At 44.5% G+C, this 23,551-nt stretch carries 21 protein-coding genes; 2 read left to right on the top strand and 19 right to left on the bottom strand.

The window, feature by feature from the left end; translation table 11 throughout:
- Positions 1–3: 3 nt before the first annotated feature.
- The 16 genes from IGI88_RS13720 to IGI88_RS13645 all read right to left on the bottom strand — a co-directional run bounded on the left by IGI88_RS13720 (position 4) and on the right by IGI88_RS13645 (position 17,017).
- Positions 4–1,314 carry a type IV pilus twitching motility protein PilT gene (locus IGI88_RS13720; RefSeq protein ID WP_228100728.1) on the bottom strand — a complete coding sequence of 437 codons (1,311 nt, stop codon included), beginning with the start codon at positions 1,312–1,314 and terminating at the stop codon, positions 4–6.
- 91 nt (positions 1,315–1,405) lie between these two features.
- A complete protein-coding gene (locus IGI88_RS13715; protein WP_429960672.1) occupies positions 1,406–2,980 on the bottom strand; it encodes a GspE/PulE family protein in 1,575 nt (524 codons plus the stop codon).
- Positions 2,981–2,994: 14 nt separating this feature from the next.
- On the bottom strand, positions 2,995–5,043 hold the full coding sequence (locus IGI88_RS13710; RefSeq protein ID WP_429960671.1) for a type II secretion system protein: 2,049 nt from the start codon (positions 5,041–5,043) through the stop codon (positions 2,995–2,997).
- The gene (locus IGI88_RS13705; protein ID WP_016613462.1) at positions 5,030–5,716 is read right to left on the bottom strand and encodes a PulJ/GspJ family protein; all 687 of its coding nucleotides are present in this window, start codon (positions 5,714–5,716) and stop codon (positions 5,030–5,032) included. Before IGI88_RS13705 ends, IGI88_RS13710 begins: the two co-directional genes overlap by 14 nt.
- 43 nt (positions 5,717–5,759) lie before the next feature.
- Complete coding sequence (locus IGI88_RS13700; RefSeq protein WP_244732034.1) at positions 5,760–6,458, bottom strand: type IV pilus modification PilV family protein; 699 nt, start codon at positions 6,456–6,458, stop codon at positions 5,760–5,762.
- Positions 6,459–6,479: 21 nt separating this feature from the next.
- Positions 6,480–6,803: a hypothetical protein gene (locus IGI88_RS13695; RefSeq protein ID WP_218213115.1), complete on the bottom strand. Its 324-nt coding sequence runs from the start codon at positions 6,801–6,803 to the stop codon at positions 6,480–6,482.
- Between the two features lie 38 nt (positions 6,804–6,841).
- Complete coding sequence (locus IGI88_RS13690) at positions 6,842–8,296, bottom strand: hypothetical protein (RefSeq protein WP_429960670.1); 1,455 nt, start codon at positions 8,294–8,296, stop codon at positions 6,842–6,844.
- 13 nt (positions 8,297–8,309) lie between these two features.
- Positions 8,310–9,353, bottom strand: a complete 1,044-nt coding sequence (locus IGI88_RS13685; protein WP_086316326.1) for a hypothetical protein — start codon at positions 9,351–9,353, stop codon at positions 8,310–8,312.
- Positions 9,346–10,725, bottom strand: coding sequence for a glucosaminidase domain-containing protein (locus IGI88_RS13680; protein ID WP_086316327.1), 1,380 nt, complete (start codon positions 10,723–10,725; stop codon positions 9,346–9,348). The genes IGI88_RS13685 and IGI88_RS13680 overlap by 8 nt, the downstream gene beginning before the upstream one ends.
- Positions 10,658–11,032, bottom strand: a complete 375-nt coding sequence (locus IGI88_RS13675) for a hypothetical protein (RefSeq protein ID WP_005235091.1) — start codon at positions 11,030–11,032, stop codon at positions 10,658–10,660. Before IGI88_RS13675 ends, IGI88_RS13680 begins: the two co-directional genes overlap by 68 nt.
- The gene (locus IGI88_RS13670) at positions 11,029–11,622 is read right to left on the bottom strand and encodes a hypothetical protein (RefSeq protein WP_255321308.1); all 594 of its coding nucleotides are present in this window, start codon (positions 11,620–11,622) and stop codon (positions 11,029–11,031) included. Before IGI88_RS13670 ends, IGI88_RS13675 begins: the two co-directional genes overlap by 4 nt.
- Positions 11,595–12,335 carry a hypothetical protein gene (locus IGI88_RS13665; protein ID WP_429960669.1) on the bottom strand — a complete coding sequence of 247 codons (741 nt, stop codon included), beginning with the start codon at positions 12,333–12,335 and terminating at the stop codon, positions 11,595–11,597. Before IGI88_RS13665 ends, IGI88_RS13670 begins: the two co-directional genes overlap by 28 nt.
- Positions 12,336–12,472: 137 nt before the next feature.
- On the bottom strand, positions 12,473–13,546 hold the full coding sequence (locus IGI88_RS13660; RefSeq protein WP_087663937.1) for a DivIVA domain-containing protein: 1,074 nt from the start codon (positions 13,544–13,546) through the stop codon (positions 12,473–12,475).
- Between the two features lie 789 nt (positions 13,547–14,335).
- Positions 14,336–15,064 carry a GntR family transcriptional regulator gene (locus IGI88_RS13655; protein ID WP_008378710.1) on the bottom strand — a complete coding sequence of 243 codons (729 nt, stop codon included), beginning with the start codon at positions 15,062–15,064 and terminating at the stop codon, positions 14,336–14,338.
- A gap of 101 nt (positions 15,065–15,165) precedes the next feature.
- A complete protein-coding gene (gene celB, locus IGI88_RS13650; RefSeq protein WP_016613472.1) occupies positions 15,166–16,521 on the bottom strand; it encodes a PTS cellobiose transporter subunit IIC in 1,356 nt (451 codons plus the stop codon).
- The gene (locus IGI88_RS13645) at positions 16,505–17,017 is read right to left on the bottom strand and encodes a hypothetical protein (protein WP_086316331.1); all 513 of its coding nucleotides are present in this window, start codon (positions 17,015–17,017) and stop codon (positions 16,505–16,507) included. The genes celB and IGI88_RS13645 overlap by 17 nt, the downstream gene beginning before the upstream one ends.
- Before the next feature lie 418 nt (positions 17,018–17,435).
- Between IGI88_RS13645 and IGI88_RS13640 the strand changes: the two genes are divergently transcribed.
- Entirely contained in the window at positions 17,436–17,804 is a 369-nt protein-coding gene (locus tag IGI88_RS13640) for an iron chaperone (RefSeq protein WP_005235074.1), read from the top strand.
- A 77-nt stretch (positions 17,805–17,881) separates the two neighbouring features.
- On the opposite strand, the gene IGI88_RS13635 is transcribed toward IGI88_RS13640, so the two are convergent.
- Positions 17,882–19,222, bottom strand: coding sequence for a peptidoglycan DD-metalloendopeptidase family protein (locus tag IGI88_RS13635; protein ID WP_429960668.1), 1,341 nt, complete (start codon positions 19,220–19,222; stop codon positions 17,882–17,884).
- 282 nt (positions 19,223–19,504) lie between these two features.
- Here IGI88_RS13635 and IGI88_RS13630 point away from each other — a divergent pair, with 282 nt between their 5' ends.
- Positions 19,505–19,936, top strand: a complete 432-nt coding sequence (locus IGI88_RS13630; RefSeq protein ID WP_008378720.1) for a GNAT family N-acetyltransferase — start codon at positions 19,505–19,507, stop codon at positions 19,934–19,936.
- Between the two features lie 296 nt (positions 19,937–20,232).
- Here IGI88_RS13630 and IGI88_RS13625 read toward each other — a convergent pair whose 3' ends face one another.
- Together IGI88_RS13625 and IGI88_RS13620 are read right to left on the bottom strand one after the other, a co-directional pair.
- Entirely contained in the window at positions 20,233–20,934 is a 702-nt protein-coding gene (locus tag IGI88_RS13625) for a response regulator transcription factor (protein ID WP_016613477.1), read from the bottom strand.
- Between the two features lie 11 nt (positions 20,935–20,945).
- Entirely contained in the window at positions 20,946–23,546 is a 2,601-nt protein-coding gene (locus IGI88_RS13620) for a sensor histidine kinase (RefSeq protein WP_194199543.1), read from the bottom strand.
- Between the last annotated feature and the right edge of the window lie 5 nt (positions 23,547–23,551).

Raw genomic sequence — 23,551 nt, 5'->3', positions numbered from 1 at the left:
CGGCTATTCGCCCCCTTCCTCCATTAAGTTATCTGCCACATCAGCATCGACCCGTTCCGCAGCAACCAGTTCTTCTAAAGAAGCGCTCATGGTATGCATGCCTTCGTTTTTTCCCATCTGCAGCATATTATGGATCTGGTGGGTTTTCCCTTGACGGATCAAGCTGGCGATCCCTCGGGTATTGAGCATCATTTCGGTTGCTGCTACCCGTCCGTTGCCATCGATCGTTGGCAGCAAGCGCTGGGACAAGATCCCTAGTAATGCGCCAGCAAGCTGTGTACGAATCTGAGTCTGCTGATCGGCAGGAAAGACATCGACGATCCGTTCAATAGTCGCTGGGGCACTTGACGTATGCAAGGTTCCTAATACCAAGTGTCCCGTTTCCGCTGCCGTCAAAGCAATCGAGATTGTTTCAAAATCTCGTAGCTCCCCTACTAAGATGACGTCTGGATCTTGACGCAGGGCAGCTCGTAAGCCATTACCAAAGGACATGGTGTCGCTGCCGACTTCGCGCTGGGCAACGATGCTTTTTTTGTGGTTATGGATGTACTCAATCGGGTCTTCCAACGTCAAAATATGCGTCTTTTTGGTATCATTCAAATAGTCCAGCATCGCAGCCAGTGTCGTTGTTTTCCCTGAACCGGTCGGCCCTGTAACTAAGAACAAGCCTTGGCTTTTATGGATCAGAGTCCGCAAGACGGTCGGCATACCGAGTTTGCTTAGCTTCGGGATCTCGATGGGGATCTGCCGCAAGGCGATCGAAACGGTATCTTTTTGGCGGAAAATATTGACCCGAAAGCGACAGATGTCGCCTAGTTCGTAGGCCAAGTCGGTCTCGCCTTTTCCCTTGAATTCCTCCCATTGCCGTTGGTTGCAAAGGATTTCGGCAATGGCTTCGATGTCCTTGGTGTCGATGGTCGGAACCCCTTCGATCGGTAGCAAGTCGCCGTGGCGACGAAAAATCGGCGGTACGCCTTCGACTAAATGGATATCCGATGCTTTTTGTTCGACGGCGATCATCAACCAATGATCGATCCGCTCTTTAGGTGACACCGCAGCAAATTGCGCCGCTTCGTTGCGATTGACGCCCTGTGTACTGCTGGCAGTCGTCGTTTTTGTCACTGCTTGCCGTTCTGCTTTTTGAATGATCTCCCGCGTCGAGACAGATCGGTCTTGATCGCTCTGGCGACTGTGGGCACGTTTTTTTTCTCTCAGTTCACGATTTTCCCGAATGCGGGTACGGGTCGGAGCTGTTTTTTCTCTCGTCGCCCTTTTGGTTGCTCGCTCTTGTGTTGCCACTCTCGTTTGATCCATTAAACCAGCCCCTTTCTATGTGCATTTCCTTTTAAAACAATGTATGTAGTTCTTCGGTGATCCCTAGATCACCGATAAATCAATCCGCGCCTCACTCTTCTGCGGCGACCACCTTCAAGACTTCTTCGATGGTGGAAAAGCCTTGTTGCACTTTGTCTAACCCATCATCCAACAAAAAGCGCATCTTTCGTTCCTGAACATAATCCATCAGCTGGTCGTTAGTCGCTTTGTTCGTGATCATACGACGCAGCTTGGCATCGATCGTCAACAGCTCTTGGACGGCCATTCGCCCTTTGAATCCCGTATTGCCACACTTTGGACAGCCCACAGGCTGTGCCAGTTCCGCAACCGTGATGCCATAGGATTCAAATAACTGCTTGTCCTTGTCGCTGGCTGGTCCTACTGTCTTACAAGAAGAACAAAGGGTTCGGACGAGCCGTTGAGCTAAGATGCCTTCTAACGCATTAGCGACCAGAAACGGTTCTACCCCCATGTCGACTAAGCGATTGATGGTGCTGACGGAATCATTGGTATGCAGGGTGGATAATACCAAGTGCCCGGTCATGGAAGCCCGAATCGCAATCTCCGCCGTTTCGCCATCTCGAATCTCTCCCACCATCACGACATTGGGGTCTTGTCGCAAGATCGACCGTAACCCAGCGGAAAAGGTCAAACCGACATTGCTGTTGACTGCCACTTGGTTGATACCTTGCAGCTGAAACTCTACTGGGTCTTCGACGGTGATAATATTGATCTCCGGCGTGTTCAACTCTTGCAGCGCCGCATACAAGGAAGATGATTTCCCTGATCCTGTCGGTCCTGTGACAAGAATGATTCCATGGGGTTTATGCAAAATCGCTTTAAAGGTCGCCAATACCTTCGGTTCAAAGCGAAACTCATCTAGGCGCCGAATGCCACTGGAGCGATCCAACACCCGAATCACGACTTTCTCCCCATGAATGACAGGCAAAACCGATACCCGCAAATCAACCACGTTGCCCCCGTTACGAATCATTGCCCGACCATCTTGTGGCACACGTGTTTCGGTGATATCCAAGGAGGAAATGATTTTCAGTCGTGAAGTAACACCAGTCTGAATACTCTTAGGCAAGTTTTCATGGGTACGAAGCTCCCCATCGACCCGTAAGCGGACAACTAATCCTTTTTCTTGGGGATCGAAATGGATATCACTGGCGCCCCGATCCACTGCATCTTGCAGCAGGGTATTGACCAATTTGACAATCGGCGAATCATCTAATTTTGAGTCGCCTTCTGGGTCGATGGTTTCAACGAGAGAGTCGCTCAAGCCATCCAAACTGATCTCAGAAGGGTAATCGCGAACGATCAGTTGTTGGATATCGGCATTGTGGGCTTTTTGCGGACGAATCAATAACCCAGTGATCAAACGCATTTCATTGATCGCCGCGTAATCCCCAGGGTTTGCCATCGCAACGGTCAAGCGGTTGCCTTTTTTTTCTAATGGAAAGACGCTGTGCTGTTTGGCAAACGAGCGGGGGATCAGGGACAAAACCTCTGAGCTGATCTCTAAGTCAAACAGGTTGCCTGTTTGTGTTTTCTCAGCAGTGGTTGAACTTGTGGTGTTCTCTGACTTTTTGAGAGGCCTTCTAGGTTTTCTACGTGGCGTTCTTTCACTTGATTGCGGCAACTGGCGCCCTCCTTTCAATAATCGAGTTTGTTGATATAGTCAAACATTCGTGTAACGGTTAAATATGCTTCATCATCAGACCACATGTTTCGATCCAAAAAACTTCTGAGGATCGTTACCTCCCCCGATTGCGCCTGACTTTCAAAGTCGCGGACGCGATAATTGACGCCTAATTGTTGCAGTTGATTTTCTAGTTCCACCTGGTCATCCATATAGTAAGGTACGAGAACGACCGTTCCTTCAAGACGACGGTTATGAGCCCCTGTTGCTAAAAAAGTCGGGTCAAATAATGCCAAATCTGGCAGTATTTCCATGACAAAGGTCGACTCTCTATCCACAGCTAAATGAAAGGGTTCAACGCCTGTATGACCCAAGATCAGCTGGGCACCATTTTTTAAGGTGATTTGATTCCAATACGCTGGATCTTCATAATAAGAATCAAAAACCGCGGAACTGCCGGCTTCTGCTAATGCCAATCTACGAGCAGTTTTCGGCGCATCGATAAATGAAAGCCCGTGAACCTCCATTATGGTATTGCTGCCATCCAATGTGATTCTTGACGGGTCATGGGGCACTGTGAATTGATTTTGATTCTGAAAATACGAGAAATCATCGATCGTTCCACCACTAGGCATCATCGTATTCGTCAGCATAAAATCACCATAAACAGTAATCCTTCGTTCCGTATCTTCGGTACTATGCACGATCGAGCCTTCCGTGACTGGTCCCGCATAAAAATTGCTGCTCGTCAGAACCATCGACGGCTTCATAAACGTCAAACTACCATCTGCCGCAGGATTCTGTTTCGTGGCTTCTCGATGATAAAAATTAAAATAATTGCTATTTAATTCGCCTAACCCAGTGCCCGCATCCGGTGAATTTACGGAAACATTTAGATGGCCTTCAGCAAAGAGAACCCCTTCTTGCTCAACTCTCGAAGCCGAACTATTGGTGTTGTTGATCCATACGTTTCCAGCAAGGATATCCGTATATGCTTGTGATAGGACCAAGCGACTGCCAGCTCGACTGCCCAAATCGATATACATTCCTAAACCGGCTTGCAAGAAGATGTCTTTGATCACGTTCAACCCGTTACTAGGCTGTCCGCCATCATTCTGGATCGCAAGCAGACTTTTTGCCGAAAATTGCCCGCTTCCCTGTCCTTCCATCTGGACCCCATGATTAAAGAAAAAGGAACCATCGAAATGCAGCCAATTAAGAATCGGCTTTGTTCGAAAATCTAAAAATCTGCCGTCTTGAAAATCTTGCAGGACATTGTTGGCAAACCCGAATTGCAAGAAGTCATCCGATTCAAAAGCGAGATAATCAAACGATGGACGTGCGCGTTGAAAATCGGCGACTTCAAACAATTTTCGAACCCAAGTATCGGCGGATACAGCTTGCCCTGCTGTAGAGGGTAAGTAATAGGGATAAAAAATGTTTCGCCAAATATCCAGCTGTGTTTGTCTTTGTTCGAGGTCTTCTTCTTCAAGCTGCATTTCATAGATATATTCGGCAGAAGCTGTATGTACTCGCGGTTGCCCTTCAGCCAATTGCGTCTGCTCCGTGACTTGCGATTGAATTTGAATAATGATTTGAAGATTGGTTTTATCTGGCAGCATCGAGGCGGATTGGATCCATCCTTGCTCCCCACCAGATTTGGTCATTACATAAGGGGCGATCTCATTATATTCATAGTCAACGACAGAGGAGGTAAAAGAAAATGTATCATCGATGGTCTCATTCACATCGACTTCGTCCAGCACAAATCTCAATTCGTTATCTAGATGGTCTTGCCATTCATTATTATTAGAATAGAAGCCGCCATTCTGCATGGTTCGAGTGATGAAATCATCTATTCTCAGTTTTAGCTCCTGAGAAGCGAGTTGAAAGGAATATTCGTGTACATCTTCCACTCGACGGAAGCTATCTATCGTTCGAATTTGTGAATTGACATTTCGAGCAACAAGGAAGACCAAGCCAATCATCAAAGAGGAAAGAATGATCGCCGCGAGGGCATAAATCAGCGCAAAACCAGCTTCATTTTGTCTACCATCGTCCATTCCCGGGTACCCCCCCTCTTGCTTTCTCATTGTCACGATAATTGATCGTAAATTCTCGTTTATAGATAATCTGCTTGTGGTAATCAGTGACCAGCTCCTCCATCTGCCACCAGCCAGTCAAATCATCATAATAATCCGCAAAGTTGATCGTTTCCGTGTAAAATAAAACGAAAAACTTGGTCTGGATACTGAACGTATCGCGATAATTTGGCGTATAGTGATGGGTCAACGTCGCTTCATTCTCATTTTTTTGTTGAATGATCTTTAACTTAATCGTAGGATCTTTCGTATCATAGACTCTGGCACGAATATTGTTGGTATCTGTGATATCCGTCACAACCATTCGCGGACTGCCCTCTTCCGTAATCGTTGCCCCTAAGGTTCCTTCGGGCATTGTTTTGACAATATGTTCCTCGTGGAAAAGAAGACTATCATATTTTCCTAAATACCCCGCATGTTCATAGATACCATCAATTTTGGCGATTTGGTCTGCTTGCGCCAAGATTTCATTCGCTATCCCTTGAAAGGCAGCAATTCGACCTTGACGAACAGAGGCTTGGACGATCAAAAAGAGTGTCCCAGAAAAGAGTGCAATGATGATGCCGAATATGACCATCGCCCCTAACAATTCGACAAGCGTGATTCCTTGCTCATCCTGTAATCGATGCTTCATCTGCGCCCCTCCTTTGCAACTTCCGCAAGAACAGCCAGCCCTTTCAATAGTCTACTACCCAATGCAGATACGTTTCTGTCAAAAATGCGCCCGTTTGTTTATCGAAGACCTGAATAATAAGTCCGAGCCCGAGCTGACGACGGTCGTAACTGTCTTCTCGCAGTCCATGTCTGGGGTCTTCGCGAATGGAGACCTTGACCAAATAGTTGGTGGTTTCTTCATTCTCCGACAAGTACGTTCCCATATAGAGGCGATTTTCTTCCGAATTTACCAAGGGCTGCGGCAAATGAGCGCCAGAATGATCGTATACCACCTTGCGAATAAATCGGCCCCGATTGAGATCATCTACAGCAATCGGGATTTCTTCATACATCGGTTGCCCTTGCGCATTGTATTGAATCCCTGAATTATCGAGGACCAAATGGTGTCGGCGTACTTCTGAGGGATCATCTGGATCGACCATCATCCAAGAAGGTCTAGCCGTAAAGATTCCGATATTCAAATCCGCCAAGTCTTGAGTCTGTGCCCGGTAGATTAGCCATTCCTTGACATCATCTCGTGCTGCGATGGCCTCTTCCATTCGGGTATTGTAACTAAGGATCAGGTTGTTTTGGATGATCAGCATGGCGATCATGACCATTGCGATCCCGAGAATGACGATCGCTCCAAGGATCTCAACCAGGCTGAACCCTGATTCATCAAGTACACTATGTGCATGTCTGCCATTTTTCAGTTTTATCACCTGCTTTTTGCCTAGTCCCGATCAAAGAGAATCCTTTTCTTCTAGGTGGTTGATACTTGTATCTGGGTCAAGAAAAGATAATTTGCTAAGGGTAAACCCCCAGTGAATCAGTTTATTGAAATCAGGGTAGTCAGCTAATGGGATACTTTTTTTGGCTTTGCGTGTAATGCGGATTCGTTCCCTGATGTAATGATACCTTTCTTCTTCAACCAGTCGCTGAATCTCGGCGATCCCTTTTTCAACATCAGGATCTTCGACATTCGCTTGCATGTATTGTTGGTAGAAATAATCCAAATACTTCCCGTATTGAAGAAAATAACGGTATTCAATTTCTTCAATGACCATTTTCACGTGAATCTCTCCTTGACTTATTTTCTAGCAACTTATTGAAGTGAGTGCAAATGCCGATAGATGATCGCTGTGGCACTCTCTGGCCGATCATTGTCTAACTGAAAGACCTCCTTTAGTGATTGTCGATCAGAAGCCTGAATGACTTCGACTTTTGGTAAAAGTTCGTAGGCAAGATGGCTATCGTCTGCGATACTTGTATCGATCATCACTTGTTCGATCAGTGAACGGGTGACGCCATAACCGTCTTCACTTTGATAGGATCGGTCCAAAGGAAAACTATAATAAAACCAGCCATCATCGGGATTATAGATCCAAGTATTTCGATCGATCTGACGGTAATCGCTCAAAGACCCGAATTCGATCATGATGGCTTCTGAGTCGATCTGGGCGGGACTTTCAGAGACAAAGCTGCTTAGCGTTTTCACCGATTGGGTCGGATACAAGCCAGCAGCATCGGGAAACGCACTGATCATCTCTGGCAATTGAAAGGCACTGCCTAACCCAGATTCTGTCGTCGTGTAATCAAATGACGACTGGTCAATCGTTCCCTGTTCTCCGAGATACGTGAATCCCGTAGGTTCTTCATTGGTGGAAAAGGGGCTGGCTAGCTGCGACTCCGCCCAGTTTCGAACAAAATAACGATACCCTTCAAGATAATAACTATAGGTCAAGTTGGCTGCTTCAAAGGTCCACTCAGCAACCGGATCAGCAGGATTGAGCAGCAGCAGTTCCCCACTCATTTTCTGCATGACCGGTTGTTGGTTTCGTCGAAAGGAATAGCTGAAGTGAGCTTCGACAAGGACCGGTTCTTGCCAGAGATCTGGCGGACCATCGATCAAGTCTGATGACGGTTGCTCCTCCATTTCGTCATTGCCCTCGGTGTGATCGTAGAAGTTCTCAGGATTATCCTGTCCTTCAGCGTCTAATTCCCCCAATAACTCCTGCACCTCTTCGCTATCGAAGGCATCCAAGGCAGGCGTGGGTGCCAACTCTTCGATCGTCTCATCGCTGATCCAAACCATCACTTGACCATCAAGAGCATTTCCAATGAGTTCTGGGATCTGCTGGGTCACGTTCTGATACCCTCTTGCTAAAATCTCGTTTTCATCAAAGCGAGACAGTACTGGTAATAAGTCTGGCGCATCACTCGCATCAGCCGCCTGCTCAAAGGCTGCTTCCTCACTGTCTGGCGCGATATAGCGCAGCACTTCTTCAAAGCTTGCTCGGACAAAGACTGGCACTTCACTAGCGTTCATTACCCGAACGGATCGTTGGATCGTCGTCCCTGTAAGGGTCATTCGTTCCTGCCATTCTTCCAAAATCTCGATTTTTTCGAACACTTCATTTTCATCCGCTAATCGACGAATATGAATAGACTGATTATTCTGCCAAATCAAGATGCTAAGCAACAAAAGAAAGAAAAGCAGACCCGCGATACTATTTCTTAACACTATTTTTTTTTGCACCCTTGTTTCCTCTTTTCTCAAGTAATGACGGCTCTCAAGTAAAGAGATAAATGCCTAATAGAATGAATAAGGCGATCAATGATACACAGAAGATGATGGATAATATCAAGTTTTGATCAATAAAACGAAACACATCTGCTACATGGTTGATACTCATTGAGACTTCTCCAACGAAACGGTCTGCTTCGATGGCTTCTTCCCCAAATGCCTGTCCATCACCAATGACGGATAAATGATAGCCCTGCTCTTCGTCAGCCTCGATCGATAGTACTCGGCGAGCAATATAGCCGGTTCCTGAGCCATTTGTAAAGACCGCGAGCCCGTTTGGCTGTACTTGAGTGAAGGCTTGTTCTCTTAAAATGATCAAATCTTGTGTGCGTAATGCGGAGCTGTCAAGATTCGCCATCCCATTATCTGATAAACGCACCACCCGATGATTAAAAACTGTCATTTCGTTTTGATCAGTCACATATAAGCCGATAAACGTAAATAGGACAGTCATGCTACAAACCAAGAAAATCAGATAGATGATTTTCAGTACGAGATTGCCAGATTTCTTTTTGGCTGTTGGTTTCTTCGTCGCGGCTTTGCCTTTTTGCGGGGGACGTCGTTTCTGGGAAACTTCCGCTGGTTTTTTGCCGTGCTTGTGGGTCCCTTTTGATTTGGCATTAGGATGACTTGATTTTTTGATTTTCCCCTGCTCGTTGTGCTGACTTGGACGTGCTTGCTGCGGTGGACGCTTTTTCTTTTTGCGTGGTGCTTCACTGGTCGTACTGGCAGCTGCTCTTTCTTTTTGCTTGCTAGGACGCTGCTTTTCGGTCGGTAATTTGGGGCGATTCGCTGTACCAGCCGCTTTTTTTCGTTTCTTTTTCACAGGCGCCTGTCCTGTCGGTTCTTTTTGGGTCGGCTTTTTTGGTCGTTTCTTGCCACTAGAAGGGCTGGCTTGCTTTCCTTGCGCCTGAAACTTTTCGATTCGGGGATTTCTCGGTGTATCCTCTGGTTGGTCTCGTTTTTTTTCACGTTTGGCAGGCTGTGGCGGACGTTTTTTTCTTCTAGGTGCTTGCGACTGATTACTCATTGGCATCTACCTCGCTGCCCGCTCGTTCCATCCCTCTTAATTGGTTTGCATAAGTATTGGCATTGGCATTTTCCTGCAAGCGATCCTTGACGGTCCGAATGGATGCTGGCAAATTCCCTGAGCCTCGACGATTTGCCGCGCTTCTTTGCAAGTCTTCAAACAACGAACGGGTCGTCTCCGCTTCTTCCTTGCGGGCTGCTTCGATTGCGTGTGCACGTGTGCGTTCAATCTCTTCCAAAATCTCTTCGGTCGGCTCATTATCATAAATGGTTAGATCATAGGCCTCGATCAACGCATTCAGCTTTTGGTCATAATGGATGTCCGTAGCATAGCGCCCTGTCAACCACGCAGTTGCTTCCCGATAAGTTGGGGCATTTTCTTTCCAAACGGGGGCATAAAAGCGCGGGTTGCCAGTGATGCCTCCTCTTAGTAAGCGAGCGTAATCTTCGATGGATTCACGGTAACTTGGGTATTTACGGAAATTGGAAGAGATCGTATACCACGCACCACTTCCATCATCTTCTTGCGTATTGAAGGTCACTTTTTGCCCACGAAAGCTGCCCTTGATGCCGAAAAGATTATGGTTTGGCGGACTGGATAAGGCGCTGTTTCCTGAGCCGGTCTCCAAGATGGCTTGTGCGATCATCACTGAGGCATAAAGATCATTGTTATAGGCAACATCTTGCGCGTCAGAACCAATCTCATTGATGAATTGTTGTGTCGTTAGATTACGTGAAACCGAAAACTGAAAGTTGCTTTCCCGCTCTTCTTCATCGATCGGCGATTCGGGTTCTTCAGTGATTGGATCGGGCTCTTTTTCTTTGTCCTGATTGGTTTGATTCCCATTTGATTGGTTGTTTCCGCTATTGTTGCTGCTGTTGGTATCGTTGGTTTCTTGCTCATTCGTTTCAGGTCCAGCAGGCTGATTCGGCTGTTGATCGCCTTCTGAAGGATCTGGCGTCGACGGAACATTTTCGGCCTCTTGGTCTTCTGTTTCATCCGAGCCGCTCTCCATCTCTTCCTCGTCTGTCTGTCCCTCGTCTGCCGGTCGTTCCACATCATTTACGACTTGGACTTCCGTTCCTTTTTCGGCCTGCTCCGCTTCTTCTGGAAGGGTTTCTTTTGTTTGTTCTGGAGGAGTATCAAGTTGCTCCGTTATCCTGTCAGCTCCTTCGTAAGAGACCGGTCGGAGGGCATCCGTTATCGATTGCCCACGACTTTCTCGTTGTGCATCGATGGTTTCCATATAAGTAGATGGTTCTACACCTAAGATCGATCGAACCATGGCTTCAGAAATCGTTTGATTATTGATGATTCCGATAAATGCTCCGATCGCTAACAGACTTTTTACGTTTCTTCTGGGCTTTTTCATCTTCTTGATCCTCCTCCTTGGGGCTGTTCTTGCTGGTGCCTTTTTTTGGTCGTTCATGGTCTTTGCTTTCATTTTTCTCAAGCTGCACAAGCAGCAATTGATAATGAAAGGCATTGTTCCGCAAATACATCGTAAAACCTAGCAAAAGAGCGAGTAAAAACAAGTGACTGATAGTGACATATTCTCGAAAGGCAGAGAGATAAAAATAGGCGGTTAGCTGCAAAAATACCGCTAATGGGATCAAAGAAGCAATAAAGTAGATGCGGTATAAGAATAAGAATCGTTGTTTTTGCTTTTGGGTTCTCATAGACTGCTCCTAACGTCTGTATTGCCTTCGATCAATGCTTTTTTTTCTAATAGATAGCTTTCGCTTTGGAGAAGATCAAAGTAAGCAGCTTTTCGTAAAAGATTGTCATAGTCCATCTTCATAATGCGTGCGTAAGGTTTTCTAAACCATGGTCGCTCATACAATTTGACTCGTGACTCAATCACGCTGCATTCATAAAAAACCAAACTGATATCTTTAGCAGATAGGTTGTTGTCGACCACTTGCTGCACTTGCCCTCTCTCATAGGTCAATTCTTTTTCGTTCAAGGTCATTTTTTCGATCTTTTGTACGAGATTGTCATTGATGCGCCAAACCTGTTCGAGGTATTTGGCTTTTTGAAAAAGATAGGTATATTCTCGTAAGCTGATTTTCAATTGCGTATGCCAGTTCTCGTCTTCTTCATCGGTCAAGCTATTTAAATAGTGGATACTATTTTTGATCAAAGAGGCTTCTAAGTTTTCGATGTAGATCTCAAGCTTTTGATTGGCCAAGCGCAAGCGCTCTTTGCTTGCTCGTTCTCGTTTCGCCTCTTCCTCCAACGCTAATTCATTGGCGTTGACTTTGGACAATTGCTTGGCTTTTTTTGACTGTTTTTTTTGCTGCTTTTTTTTCGAACTTTCTTTTTGAACTTTGGTGGCTCATCCGCACTGACCTTTTGGAACTCGAGCGTGTCTTCCAGTTCTTTTTTCACTACATTGGTTTTGCCCTGACGTTTTTCTTCATGGACTTGCGCTTTCGGGCGACTCACAAACGTGACATTTTGTTCGTCGATCACGCTTTGTACGATTTTTACCAGTTGCTCTTTAAAGTCGTTCGCATCACTTACACCAGCGGGGGCTTGCTGCTGCAAGCTAGCATGCAACTGCATCGTAAAGGGAAACTCTTCTTCTGTGTATGCGATTGGTACAAACTCCAAAAACAAATTGCTTTTCTCATCGGACACATGATTGATGCCGATTTGCGTCCACACAAACTGAGGAAATTGCTGTTCCAAGGGAATGCGTAATTTTGAGTAATCGATTTTTTTCCGTAAGATCTCCATCTCGATATGATGAGTGAAGGCTTCGATGGAATAAAATTGCTCAAAGTAATGCGTCACTTGTTTGCGAATCGACGATTTGAGCGGCCACTTTTTTTGATAGAGGTTGTCGCAGGCAGTGATTACTGATGGAAGTGCCTCTTGTTTGTAAAATAATTCCTCAAGATTTGGACTCAAGGTTGGATAGATGGCAATTTTTAAAATATCATTCGTCACATTCGTCCCAATGACCAACATTCTCATAAGAAATCAAGTCGTAGTTGTTGCTTGTGATTTCTTATACAGCACATATGGTCCTAGTGGGTTTCCCTCCTTTGTCGTGTCGCTCTCGGAAATTATTTAGCAGACCTTTTCGTCTATTCCGACTCATAACCTTCTTTTTAGTCTGGAAGATTCAACACTTTGCTATGCTGGATCAACTGCTCAAACAACCCTTTCGATTCATGATGAAACGTCGTAAGTCGTTCTTGGTATTGCTTGATCTCTTGACGGATTTTCATCACTTCCATCGATGCTTCTGAAATGATCTTGTGGGCTTCATTTTCCGCCATCTGACGTCTTCTGTCGGCTTCCAGTTCTGCTTCAGCAGCGGTTTCCCGTGCTTTTTCTTTTGCTTCGATCAAAATCGTCGCCAGCTCGTCCTTCATTTGTTCGACCTTTGCCAGCTCACGTTCCAAGTCACGCTGTAAGACATTCTTATCTGCCAATTGTTCGACTCTTGAACGTTCGAGATCCCGATATTTCGCTTCCGCTTCTTGCAAGCGCAAGTTCAACTGTTGATTTTCATTTTCAAGCGAAGTGATCCGGCGCATGCTTTCGACTTCTTTTAATTTGTAGTTTTCGATTATCGCCGCTTTTTCTTCTAAATGAATCGCTTTTTCTTCAAAAGCTTCCACTTGCTTGCTTTTCTCTTCTAATTCTTTTAGCAGTTCATCTTCTCTTTGACGCAATTGTTCGAGCTCTTCTTCTACTTCGATCAATTCGTCTTCTTGACTCGTCAACTGCTCAATTTCTTGCTCATAATTGGTTTTGAGGGCTTCTTGTTGACGTTCTGCTTCTTTTAACTGCTGCTGTAACTCGTTGTAGCGCATTTGCAGCTGCTTGTTTTCATAAATGATACTTTCTTGTTGCGTCGCTTGCGAAGCCATCCGATTGATGGATTCTTGTTTGTTTTCCAATTGCTTGGTCAAATGTTCGACGGTCTTGGTCAGTTGTGAAACGGTATTTTCTAATGCCAGCAGCTCTTCTTGGGCATCATCGTCATACTCGTCTTCCTCGTATTCTTCATCCTCGTACTCATCGTCCTCGTACTCGTCGTCCTCATATTCTTCATCGTCATCATATTCTTCATCATCGTACTCGTCTTCGTCGTACTCTTCTTCATCATATTCCTCGTCGTAGACATGAACGCCTTCGTAAGTTTCTTCATCTTTCTTTTTGCGAAATAATGCCATGTTACCCCTCCTGATTCCTCACTCATCGATGATTTGATTCGTTAACAATTTAGTGTGTCTACAAATTGGTCTGCTTGAACGTCTACTTTCGTGAAAAGTTGCACTTTGGCTGTTCTAACCTCGGTCTTTTTTCAAACGAGCTGACATTTCTGCTGTGACCTTTTGAGCAGTGATGTCCGTTTCCTTCTTGCCATCATTCGTTCAAAAAAAGAAAGCAAAACCACCACACCCCATGATTTCCACGACCTCCATTTATTTTGGAGGATAGAAATCAAGTCAGTGAATCGGCCTGTTTCTCAATAAAATAGCCATTAAACGAAAAGACGGCTTCCGTTCGCAGAACATCTGTTGTCTATTTGATAGTATCAAAGCAAAAACAGATTGAAAAATCAGATATTTCTTCACTTGATGAAATATTTGTCAGAGCAAGTCGTTTATCCACATGATATTGTTAAAAATTGAGCAAAATATCCTCGTATTAAGGAAACGAATGGTCTTCTTTAAACGATCTTTATCTTAAATCAACAATCACGCCTTCCTAACCGCCGATCAATCCCCTCAAAAAAAATCAGCGACCTTATAAGCCAAGGTCGCTGATCGATTCTTTACCTATTATATAGTTTTACTGCTCAGTCATCTTTCATCTATTGGAAGCGATCCCTTTTCTCTCAGTTTGAAAGCCGGTTCCTGTCTACCGATCTGCAACTGTAAGTCTTTTTTCTCCCTGATGGGCTGCTTTTCTCTTGCCTTCAAAAAAAGAAAGAACCGTTTCTTGAAAATCAGTTTGCTTTAAACGAATAACTTTTTATGCATGTATAATGTCGCCATCCGATAATCATAATGGATCATCGAAAAGGCTAATAGCTCCCCATTTCTCAGATAGCTGTCATCTCGTACGATCAATGCGGGCATGCCTTCTTCTAGATGAAAGAACGCAGCTTGTTCCTGTGATAACGGTTTGCTTTGAATGAACTTGTCGATGAAGGCGACTGTCAGTTGTTTTTCTTCTGCCAAAGCTTGGAACATTGACCCCTCCATCATTGTTTCGGAGATCTCCCCTACGATTTCAGGTATATAATAGGAACGTTCAATCAAATACGGTTTGTCATCTAGCGTGCGAAACCGTTGGACTTCGATAAAGTGCTGATCTTTCGCAAATTGTTTTTGACTTGGGAGAAACAACGCCTCTGATACTTTGACCAGTCGCTTTGAGGCTTTGACCGTTCGAATGTTTTTCTCGCCCCGGGTCAAGTCTTCATTGAAGCCAAGATCTCCTTGTTCAATGGTCGGTTTTTGGTTGTTATGAAAACGAATATACGAGCCGCGGCCTTGCATCTGGTAGATCCAGCCCATCTTGCTCAACTTATTGAGGGCTTGGCGTAACGTATAACGAGAAACTGGATAAATTGCCAAAAGCTCTCGTTCACTAGGCATCTTCCCCTGCTCATTTCCAATGTCACCAGCTTCGATCTTTCTGATCAATTCTGCTGCTAAGTCTTCAATACTGAGTTTCGTCATCTGCCTACTCCTTTCCTTGCGATTCTCTACTACTATTATCGTCTTTGGCGTAAAAAAAGCCAGCTATTTTTCATAGCCGGCTTATCAAAAAAACGGAAAGATTATGCCTTCGTTGCGTTTGCTTGTTCGTCCTTGTATAATTTGCCATCATACATTTTGATGAATGGGAACCAAATCAAGAAAGCAACGACTGCACAGATGATTGCTAAGACAAAGGCACGCCAGTCACCACCTGAACCAATAAAGCCGGATAAGCCAATTGGGGTCGGCCACGCTACTTGGGCAATCGGTGGGTTAACAAAGCCTAAGTTGATGCCAAAATAAGCAACGGACATTGAAACCATCGGTGCTAAGAAGAATGGGATCGCTGTGTACGGGTTGTATACCACTGGCATCCCGAACAAAATCGGTTCATTGATATTGAAGAAGGATGGCACGATCGCTGCTTTTCCTAAAGCACTTAACTGCGCTGATTTTGCAAAGAAGGCGATGAAAATCACCATTCCTAACGTCGCTCCTGAACCACCGATCGTTACGAAACTATTGTTAAACTCACCCGCAAAGGCAATGTTGGCACCATTTTGGTTTTCCACCATATTCGACAATACGATTGGCGTCAAAAATGAGGTCACGATCGTTGCCCCATGAATACCCACGATCCAGAGCGCATGCATGAAGAAGTAGATAACAAGTAGTCCGACCCAGGTACTGGTCAATTGCGTCACGAAACTAAAAGGAATCGCAATGACTTTGAAAATATCTGTGCCCATTGCGACTAATACACCATTGATGACGATTACAGTAAGTGCGATTAGCGCTGTAGGAATCAAAGCAGTAAATGAGGAAGAAACACCTGTAGGCACTGTATCAGGCATTTTGATGACAATATTGCGCTTCACACAAAACGCGTAGATTTTTACCGCAATGATCGCCATGATGATCGCTGTAAAGATCCCAGTTGTTCCTAAACGAGTAACGCCTCCTCCGATTTCCCAACCATTAATGATTTTTTGATCGTCAGAAATCACTTCTACTAGCGTGGCTACTCCGCCTTCAAACACTAGTTGCGGTAAGCACATAAAGAACGCCATCATTGAAAGCAATGCCCCATTGACTGGACTTAAAACAAGTTTTTCTTCTTGTGCTTGAATCTTAGTATACTCATATCCAAAGACAATACAAAAATATAGTGCTAAAATCCCCATTGTTGCAGTATTACCCAGCATATATAGATTAACTACTTTATCAAATGATGTGCTCCAAATGCCCTCTAATACAGGAAAACTTTGGGGTAAAACGCTGATGATCAAGAACATAGATCCTACAATAGTGAAAGGAATCGACGCCATCCCGGCTGCCATGACCCCACGAACGATCCGTAATTGTGAGATTTTCCCCATTGGACCCATTAAGTAGCGGTCCAAGAAGGCAAACATTTTGTTATTTTCTGAATCCATTGACTGTTCCTCCTTGAGTTTCAAATGTAGTCAAATACGTGAAATATTTGTCGCGGTCATGCTCGATCAACCACGCTTTACGCTGGATGAACAGGCACGCGATCATGCCGACAGTAAACAAGGCAAGTAAGATGCCTCTACCCGATTGATTCATAAAAGGAATCAATGTTGCTTGCTGTCCGATCAAAATAAATAGAATTGCAATCAGATTGACACCGAATTGGAGCCAATATCCGATTTTTGTCACCAGTAAACGATTCGATTGCTGCCAATATTTTTGAGTTTGTTCAATAAGTATAAGTCCATCAACGATCAATAAGGCAATGGGAATCAAACCAGCCCATGTCCATTGAGACAGACTCAATATGGTCCAATAAAGATTGACAAAGAAAAAGATCGCAGTCATGTAACGAAAAAGTAAAAAACGATTAAACCGCATACTTTTGTTTGCATATTCTTTCTTGGCTGCTTGGGTTACCGGTTTCCTTTTGGTCACAAGTCCTCCTCCTTTCTTTTTGCTTTCGCTCAACAACTTGTTCGAACAAGTTATATTCTAGCAGAATTCTTGTTGAATGCAACCGATTTCTTTTTGAAAGTTTTCTCTGAAAATAACCTGCTTTTTCATTTGTTGTTTCTGAAAAGTTAAGCTGATCTCAAGGAACCTTGCAGGATAATACTGGAATGTTCCTGATGTTTGGCTTTTGTTCGAGCAGAAAAAAAGTTGTTTTTAGCGTTACTTTTTGCAAAAAATGTTTGTTTCTGAAGGCTTTATCCCCCATGCAAGGCAACAGGTTTGTCAACTTACTAACTTTACAGTACACTCTAAGTAACAAAATAGTTGATTTCAAACATGCGTTATTTTTATTAATCGACATTGCCTGTACTCGTTCCTTAAAACGAAAGGAGATCTCCCAGTGGATGTATTAGAAACTTACTTAACCAGCATTGAAGATCCAGTAAAACAAGAAAAACTGCGTGCCTTATTTGCCGCTATTACCAAGAAATTTCCTGACCTCGTTCCAGTCATTAAATGGAATCAGCCGATGTTCACCGCACATGAAACCTTTATTATCGGTTTCAGCGTTTCAAAACCGCACTTTTCTGTCTCTCCAGAAACCAAGTGTCTTGAACAGTTTATCGATGCCATTGAAAAAGCTGGCTACAGCCATACGGATAACATTTTTCGCATCAAGTGGACTGAGCCGATCGATCAAGCATTGATTGAAGACATGATCGCTTTCAACCTGAAAGACAAAGCGGAGATGACCCGCTTTTGGCGCTGAGCCAATTGAGACTTCGTAAAAGAATAGCAACCAAAAAATCCGCAGAAGCCTGTTCGCTTCTGCGGATTTTCTGACTATTATAAGCCCAATTCTGGTGCCGGATCAAAGAATCCTGACCATAAGCTTGTTGACATCCCTAAATGTAGATGGACGCCAGTTGAATTTCCAGTCGTTCCCATACCGCCTACATATTGTCTAGCTGAGACGCTTTGTCCGACCGAGACAGCTGGCAGTGTACTAAAGTGCATGTAGTAGCTGTAAATGCCATTGGCATGTTTGACGATCACATAGTTACCAGTTGACGGACCATAGCCCGCTTCGACAACTTCGCCTGCTTGAATCGCATAGATCGGTGTTCCTGTCCCCCCGGTAAAGTCGATGCCATTATGTTGATTTCCTGATGCCCCTGTTGGATCTGTTCGATACCCAAAACGACTCGAAATATGAACCGAATCGACTGGCATTTGCCATCCACCTGTGCTTGCTTGTTCTTTTGGCTCAGTTGCTTGCTGCACAGGTGCAGGAGTAGCTGCAGTTTTTTCTGGAGCCACCGATGTTTCTGGCGCCACTGCTGCTTCCGTCTTCGGCTGTGCTGCTGCCACTGCTGCTTGTTGAACGGCAGGATTTTCAGCAGTTTTAGCTGACTCGGCTTCTGCTGCTTGCTGGCGTTTTGCTGCTTCTTCTGCTTCTTTGCGCGCTTTTGCTTCTTGTGCTTCTTGCTCAGCCAGTTGCTTCAACGCTGCTTCTCGTTGCCGTTTTGCTTCTGCTTGGTCCGCTTCCAATCGGTCTTTTTTCTCTTCTTCGGTGTTCAATGCCAAGGCAAGGTCCGCTAGTTCAACTTCTTGATTCAATTTGACATCAGCTAATTCCGCTTGTTTTCCTTGCAATGCGTTTGACTGCTCTTCGATCACAACCAATTGTTCCTGCAACTCTTTTTCCAATTGCTGGCTCGTTGCGATATCTTCTTGCTGTTGTTCGACGATGCTATTGCTGGCATTCATGATCGTTACTGAAGCGATCGCCCGTTGAATGGCTTCTCCGATGGATTCAGCATCAACGATTTTTTGGAACAACCGATTGGAAGGTTCCGACGTTTGAATGTCACGCGCTTGATTCGCCAGTACCTCTGTGCGCTTGATGATTTTTTCTTCAAGGACTTGGATCTCTTGTGCCAAGGCATTGACTTCTTCTTCCGTCGTCGTTTTCTTTTGTAGGATTGCTTGGATTTCTCCTTCAATCGATTGAATCTCTGCCTCTGTGGAGCGTTTCAGTGATTCTAATGAGGTAGATTCATTTTTTATGTCATTGATTTTTTCATTTTGCTGCTGGATCTTCTGATCAAAGCTGTCTGCGGATACCGTCACGACAGGCAGCGTCAGCAAAACAAGTGAACTTGCAACCAAAAGTGTCTTTTTCATTTTTTCTCCTTAACTAGATGTGTCTTATCGCTTTCTCTAGCATACCGAAAGATTTCATTCTTGGGGCTGTTTTCACACAAATAACATCTGGCTGCAAGAAATTGACATCTAGCTGAAACGAAATTGTTAGAATATTTCAACGAAAAAGATTGCTTTTCTTCGTCATTTAACCTTCGTTACTTATCAAGCGGTTCGTCTCCTGACCAATTGCCTACAAAAGTGCCGCGATTCGCAGCAATCAGCAATATACCTATGCTATACTGAATAAAAACGGAGGTTCTCATGATACAACAAGTGACCCAATTTACTGATTCTGAATTAGAAACCATCGCCCAGATTTGGCTGCAAAGTAATTTGGATGCCCATGACTTTATTTCGGCTGCCCATTGGCAAGATAACTATGATTTTGTGAAAAAAGCCTTCTCTGATGCCCTTATTTACACCTATTCGGTGGATGATCATCCCGTCGGCTTCATCGGGATGTTGGGTGATTATATCGCTGGTATTTTCGTTTTGAAAGACTATCGTGCCCACGGCATTGGCAAGCAGCTTTTACAAAAAGTACAAGCAGAACACGAGAAGCTGACTCTGAATGTCTACCAAAAAAATACAGCTGCTATTGCGTTTTATCTCAAAAACGGCTTTACCATCGTTTCTGAACAACTGGATTCTGATACCAATGAAATCGAAAACACCATGGAGTGGCATCGTTGATGCTGCTCTTTTTCCTTTTTTTTTCTACCTGTTAGTTAACGAACCCTTTGGAAACTGTTTAATAAAAAAAGTATAACTGATCAAACAACATATTTCCCAGCAATACATATAGGACAAATATACAAAATTTGAATGAGCAACATGATTGATTATTTTTCCCTTCGTGCAGTCCCATCTTCCCTTCGATTGGCACTGTCAAATGGTATAAAGCAGTGGATACTATGGTCATTGATGCAATGAAAGTAAACAGCCTCCTCCTAAATTTTAGGAGGAGGCTGTTTAGGATTGAATCGAACTTATACAGAAGATTCTGCTGGATACTCCCGCAAGCGATACCCGACGCCGATTTCAGTGATCAAATATTCTGGCTGCAGCGTATTGGTTTCGATTTTTTTGCGAATGTTTGAGATATTGACTCGTAAGGTTTGTGCATCCGCTGCAAAAGGTCCCCAGACTTCACTGGTCAGCGTATCGTAAGTGACGACTTTACCTAAATTCTTGAACATTACTGCCATGATACGGTATTCGTTTTTGGTCAAATGGATCTCATTTTGATTCTTGTACAGGATTTTCTTCTCAAAATCGATCGTTAACTCCTTGTTTACGAGAATCGGGCTGCTGCTAAAGGCAGCTGACTCCTTGTGCCGCAATGCCGTGCGGATACGGGCAAATAATTCATTAGTACTGAAGGGCTTTGTTACATAATCATCGGCACCGAGGTCTAACGCTTGCACTTTGTCTTGTTCATCTTTGCGGGCAGAGATCACGATGATCGGTGTGTTCATGCGCTTACGAATGATTTTCAACAGCTCCATGCCGTCAATGTCCGGTAAGCCCAGATCCAGCAAGATGAAGTCGATAGTTTCTTCCTGCAAGAGCATCAATGCCTCCATGCCCGTGCCAACTGACGTAAAGTTGTAGTGTTCTCTTTGCAAGACGACCTCCATAAAATCAACGATATTCGAATCATCTTCAATCAATAAAAAATGTCGCTGCATGCTCTTCCTCCTTACTGCTTTAAATAAATACGAAAGATGGTACTGCCAGCTTTCGTTTCGATCGCCAATTTGCCTTCATGGGCATGGATGATGGTTTTAACGATACTCAGTCCGATGCCTAGTCCATTTTTGGAATCCACCGGCACTTCGGTGTCATTAGTCAAATTCGCTTGGATTTTTTGGTATTGCCCTAGGGGGATCTCCCCTTGGTTCTCGATTTCAATGACCACTTCTTGCTCCTGAAAAACTCGCAAGAAAATCGGTGTATCGGCGGTTCCATGGCGTACGCCATTTTCAATCAAATTAAACAAGGCTTGTTCGATCAAGATTGGATCGACTTTGACAAAAATCAGCTGATCGGGCATCTTCACGATGATTTTTTGTTGCGGATAGACTTTTTTTAGGTGCGTTAAAACCGCTTCGATAATTTCTTCGATTGGTTCTTCACTGCGCTTGACCGCCATGTTAGTCAAATTGATGCGGGTCACCGACAGTAAGTTTTCGACCATGCGGATTAACCACTGGGATTCACTTTGGATATCTCCTAGCAGCTTTTGTTTCGTTTCCTTTTTGATCGCGCCTTCGGTTTCGCTCAATGTTTCGGCAATGCCAGAAATCGTCGTCAGTGGCGTCCGCAAGTCATGAGAAACCGCACGCAGTAGATTGCTGCGGACTTTTTCCCGTTCGTTTTCTAATTGGATCTGTTCTTTCTCACTCGCCAGAGAGACTTGCTCCAACACGGTAGCAATTTGGGTGATCACAAGGCGCAAGTAATTCAATTGACTATTGGCCAACTGATGCTCCTCGTTGCGTTCTACCCCAAGGGCGCCTAGTGGTTTGCCGTTTAAAACGATCGGCAAGTAAAATCCATTGGCACCAATCAGAGTATCTGTGCCGCGACCGGCTTCTTTTTGATTTTTCACGACCCAAAAAGCGACGGCTTTCTCATCCTTGCCAGTTAGTTGAGACAATGTTTCTCTTGAAGAATGCAGACTTCTCAAGTGACCTTCTCTGTCATATAACGCCACTTCTCGCTGGAGTAAGCGTGCCAAATAGGTGGTCGTACTTTCATAAATGTCTTGCTCATTCCGCGTTTCCATGTATTGTTTGTTCAACTCATACAATATCTCCATTTGATGCTCTTTTTCCTTGGCATTTTCTGCCTGGGTCTTCAATCGAACCATCAAATTACTGATCATTAAGGCAACGATCAGCATGATCACTAATGTGATTGGATAGCCTGCTTTATAGACCGTCAAGGAATACAAAGGTTCGACAAAGAACCAGTTGTAAGAAAGGACACTAATGATTGATGCCATGGCACTCCATAGATAGCCACTCGTGTAACGTGCCACTAAGAGAACAAAAAAGATATAAACCAGCATCAAATTCTGATCGCCGAAATGTAAGTACTGCATTCCTTCTGTCACTATGGTAGCGAGCATGATCAGCCCAAAGGTCAAGCTGAAATCTCGACCGCCGCCTTCAAATAATTGCGAAAACGTCAGCCGTGGTCGCTGCATTTTTTCTTTAAAAGGAATCAAATGGATCTCAATGTCATCAAGGCGCCGAATCAAGCGGTCTTCTAAATCCTCGACAAACAATTTTTGGAACCACTTCTGAGAAACCTGTTTCCCCATGATAATGTCACTGGCACCCGTCATTTTGGCATACTCTACGATGGTCTCAAAACTGTCATCCGCTTCGATGTTGATGACTTCTGCTCCCAAACGCTCTGCCAATGGCACCTCGGTAGGTGTATCATCTAACGATCGAACTTGAATCACCGTCCATTCCGCCCCCACTCCTTGGGCTAAGCGGGCGGTCCAACGAATGCATTTCTCTGCCATTTTCGGCAAGCGATCATCAATAATCGTCAAAAGCTTGCTTTGGACTCGTTTTCGACCGCCGTTCATTTGATTGATATGATTGGAAGCTTTTTGGATCGCTAATCCACGTAAATGATCAAGTTTTTCTGGCGTAAAAAAGTTTTTTAGTGCCCGCTTGGCATTTTCATCGGCATAGATTTTGCCTTGTTCCAACCGATCAATCAGTTCGTCTGGTTCAACGTCCACCACTCGTAAGCTGGCGTGCTGGAAAAAGGTGTCGGGTACAGTTTCTCTGACTTCCACTTCCGTGACCTTTTCCACGATGTCATTCAGACTTTCGATATGCTGGACATTGATGGTCGTGTAGACGGTGATTCCTGCATGCAAAAGTTCATCAACATCTTGGTAACGTTTTTTGTTTCGCGCACCAATGGGATTGGTATGTGCTAACTCATCGATCAAGACGATATCTGGTTTTAGTTGGATCAGTCGATCGATATCCGGCTCATATAGGGTCAATTGCTTGTGCTGGTATTGCTTTAATGGTACTTGTGGTAACCCTTCAAGCAATCGATTGGTATCGGGACGTTTGTGGGGTTCGATATAGCCGATCACCACATTTTTGCCCATGAGCAAACACTCATGGGCTTCGGTTAACATCGTATAGGTTTTTCCGACACCGGCAGCAAAACCGAAAAATACCCGCAGCTTGCCACGTTTGGGGCCAAATCCGGCTTGCAGCAGCATCTCTTCTGGGATCGTCTGCTGGTTGTTTTCACTCATAGATG

The organism is Enterococcus sp. AZ179 (assembly GCF_050498885.1).
GTDB classification, from domain to species: Bacteria; Bacillota; Bacilli; order Lactobacillales; family Enterococcaceae; genus Enterococcus_D; species Enterococcus_D entomosocium.
This window is presented reverse-complemented; position numbering and strand designations above follow the sequence as displayed.

What these genes read in the sequence shown, in the direction of transcription:
- IGI88_RS13720 (WP_228100728.1), bottom strand. Translation starts at nt 1,314, where the DNA reads ATGGATCAAACGAGAGTGGCAACACAAGAGCGAGCAACCAAAAGGGCG.
- IGI88_RS13710 (WP_429960671.1), bottom strand. Translation starts at nt 5,043, where the DNA reads ATGGACGATGGTAGACAAAATGAAGCTGGTTTTGCGCTGATTTATGCC.
- IGI88_RS13705 (WP_016613462.1), bottom strand. Translation starts at nt 5,716, where the DNA reads ATGAAGCATCGATTACAGGATGAGCAAGGAATCACGCTTGTCGAATTG.
- IGI88_RS13695 (WP_218213115.1), bottom strand. Translation starts at nt 6,803, where the DNA reads ATGGTCATTGAAGAAATTGAATACCGTTATTTTCTTCAATACGGGAAG.
- IGI88_RS13685 (WP_086316326.1), bottom strand. Translation starts at nt 9,353, where the DNA reads ATGAGTAATCAGTCGCAAGCACCTAGAAGAAAAAAACGTCCGCCACAG.
- IGI88_RS13680 (WP_086316327.1), bottom strand. Translation starts at nt 10,725, where the DNA reads ATGAAAAAGCCCAGAAGAAACGTAAAAAGTCTGTTAGCGATCGGAGCA.
- IGI88_RS13675 (WP_005235091.1), bottom strand. Translation starts at nt 11,032, where the DNA reads ATGAGAACCCAAAAGCAAAAACAACGATTCTTATTCTTATACCGCATC.
- IGI88_RS13665 (WP_429960669.1), bottom strand. Translation starts at nt 12,335, where the DNA reads ATGAGAATGTTGGTCATTGGGACGAATGTGACGAATGATATTTTAAAA.
- IGI88_RS13660 (WP_087663937.1), bottom strand. Translation starts at nt 13,546, where the DNA reads ATGGCATTATTTCGCAAAAAGAAAGATGAAGAAACTTACGAAGGCGTT.
- IGI88_RS13655 (WP_008378710.1), bottom strand. Translation starts at nt 15,064, where the DNA reads ATGACGAAACTCAGTATTGAAGACTTAGCAGCAGAATTGATCAGAAAG.
- celB (WP_016613472.1), bottom strand. Translation starts at nt 16,521, where the DNA reads ATGGATTCAGAAAATAACAAAATGTTTGCCTTCTTGGACCGCTACTTA.
- IGI88_RS13635 (WP_429960668.1), bottom strand. Translation starts at nt 19,222, where the DNA reads ATGAAAAAGACACTTTTGGTTGCAAGTTCACTTGTTTTGCTGACGCTG.
- IGI88_RS13630 (WP_008378720.1), top strand. Translation starts at nt 19,505, where the DNA reads ATGATACAACAAGTGACCCAATTTACTGATTCTGAATTAGAAACCATC.
- IGI88_RS13625 (WP_016613477.1), bottom strand. Translation starts at nt 20,934, where the DNA reads ATGCAGCGACATTTTTTATTGATTGAAGATGATTCGAATATCGTTGAT.
- IGI88_RS13620 (WP_194199543.1), bottom strand. Translation starts at nt 23,546, where the DNA reads ATGAGTGAAAACAACCAGCAGACGATCCCAGAAGAGATGCTGCTGCAA.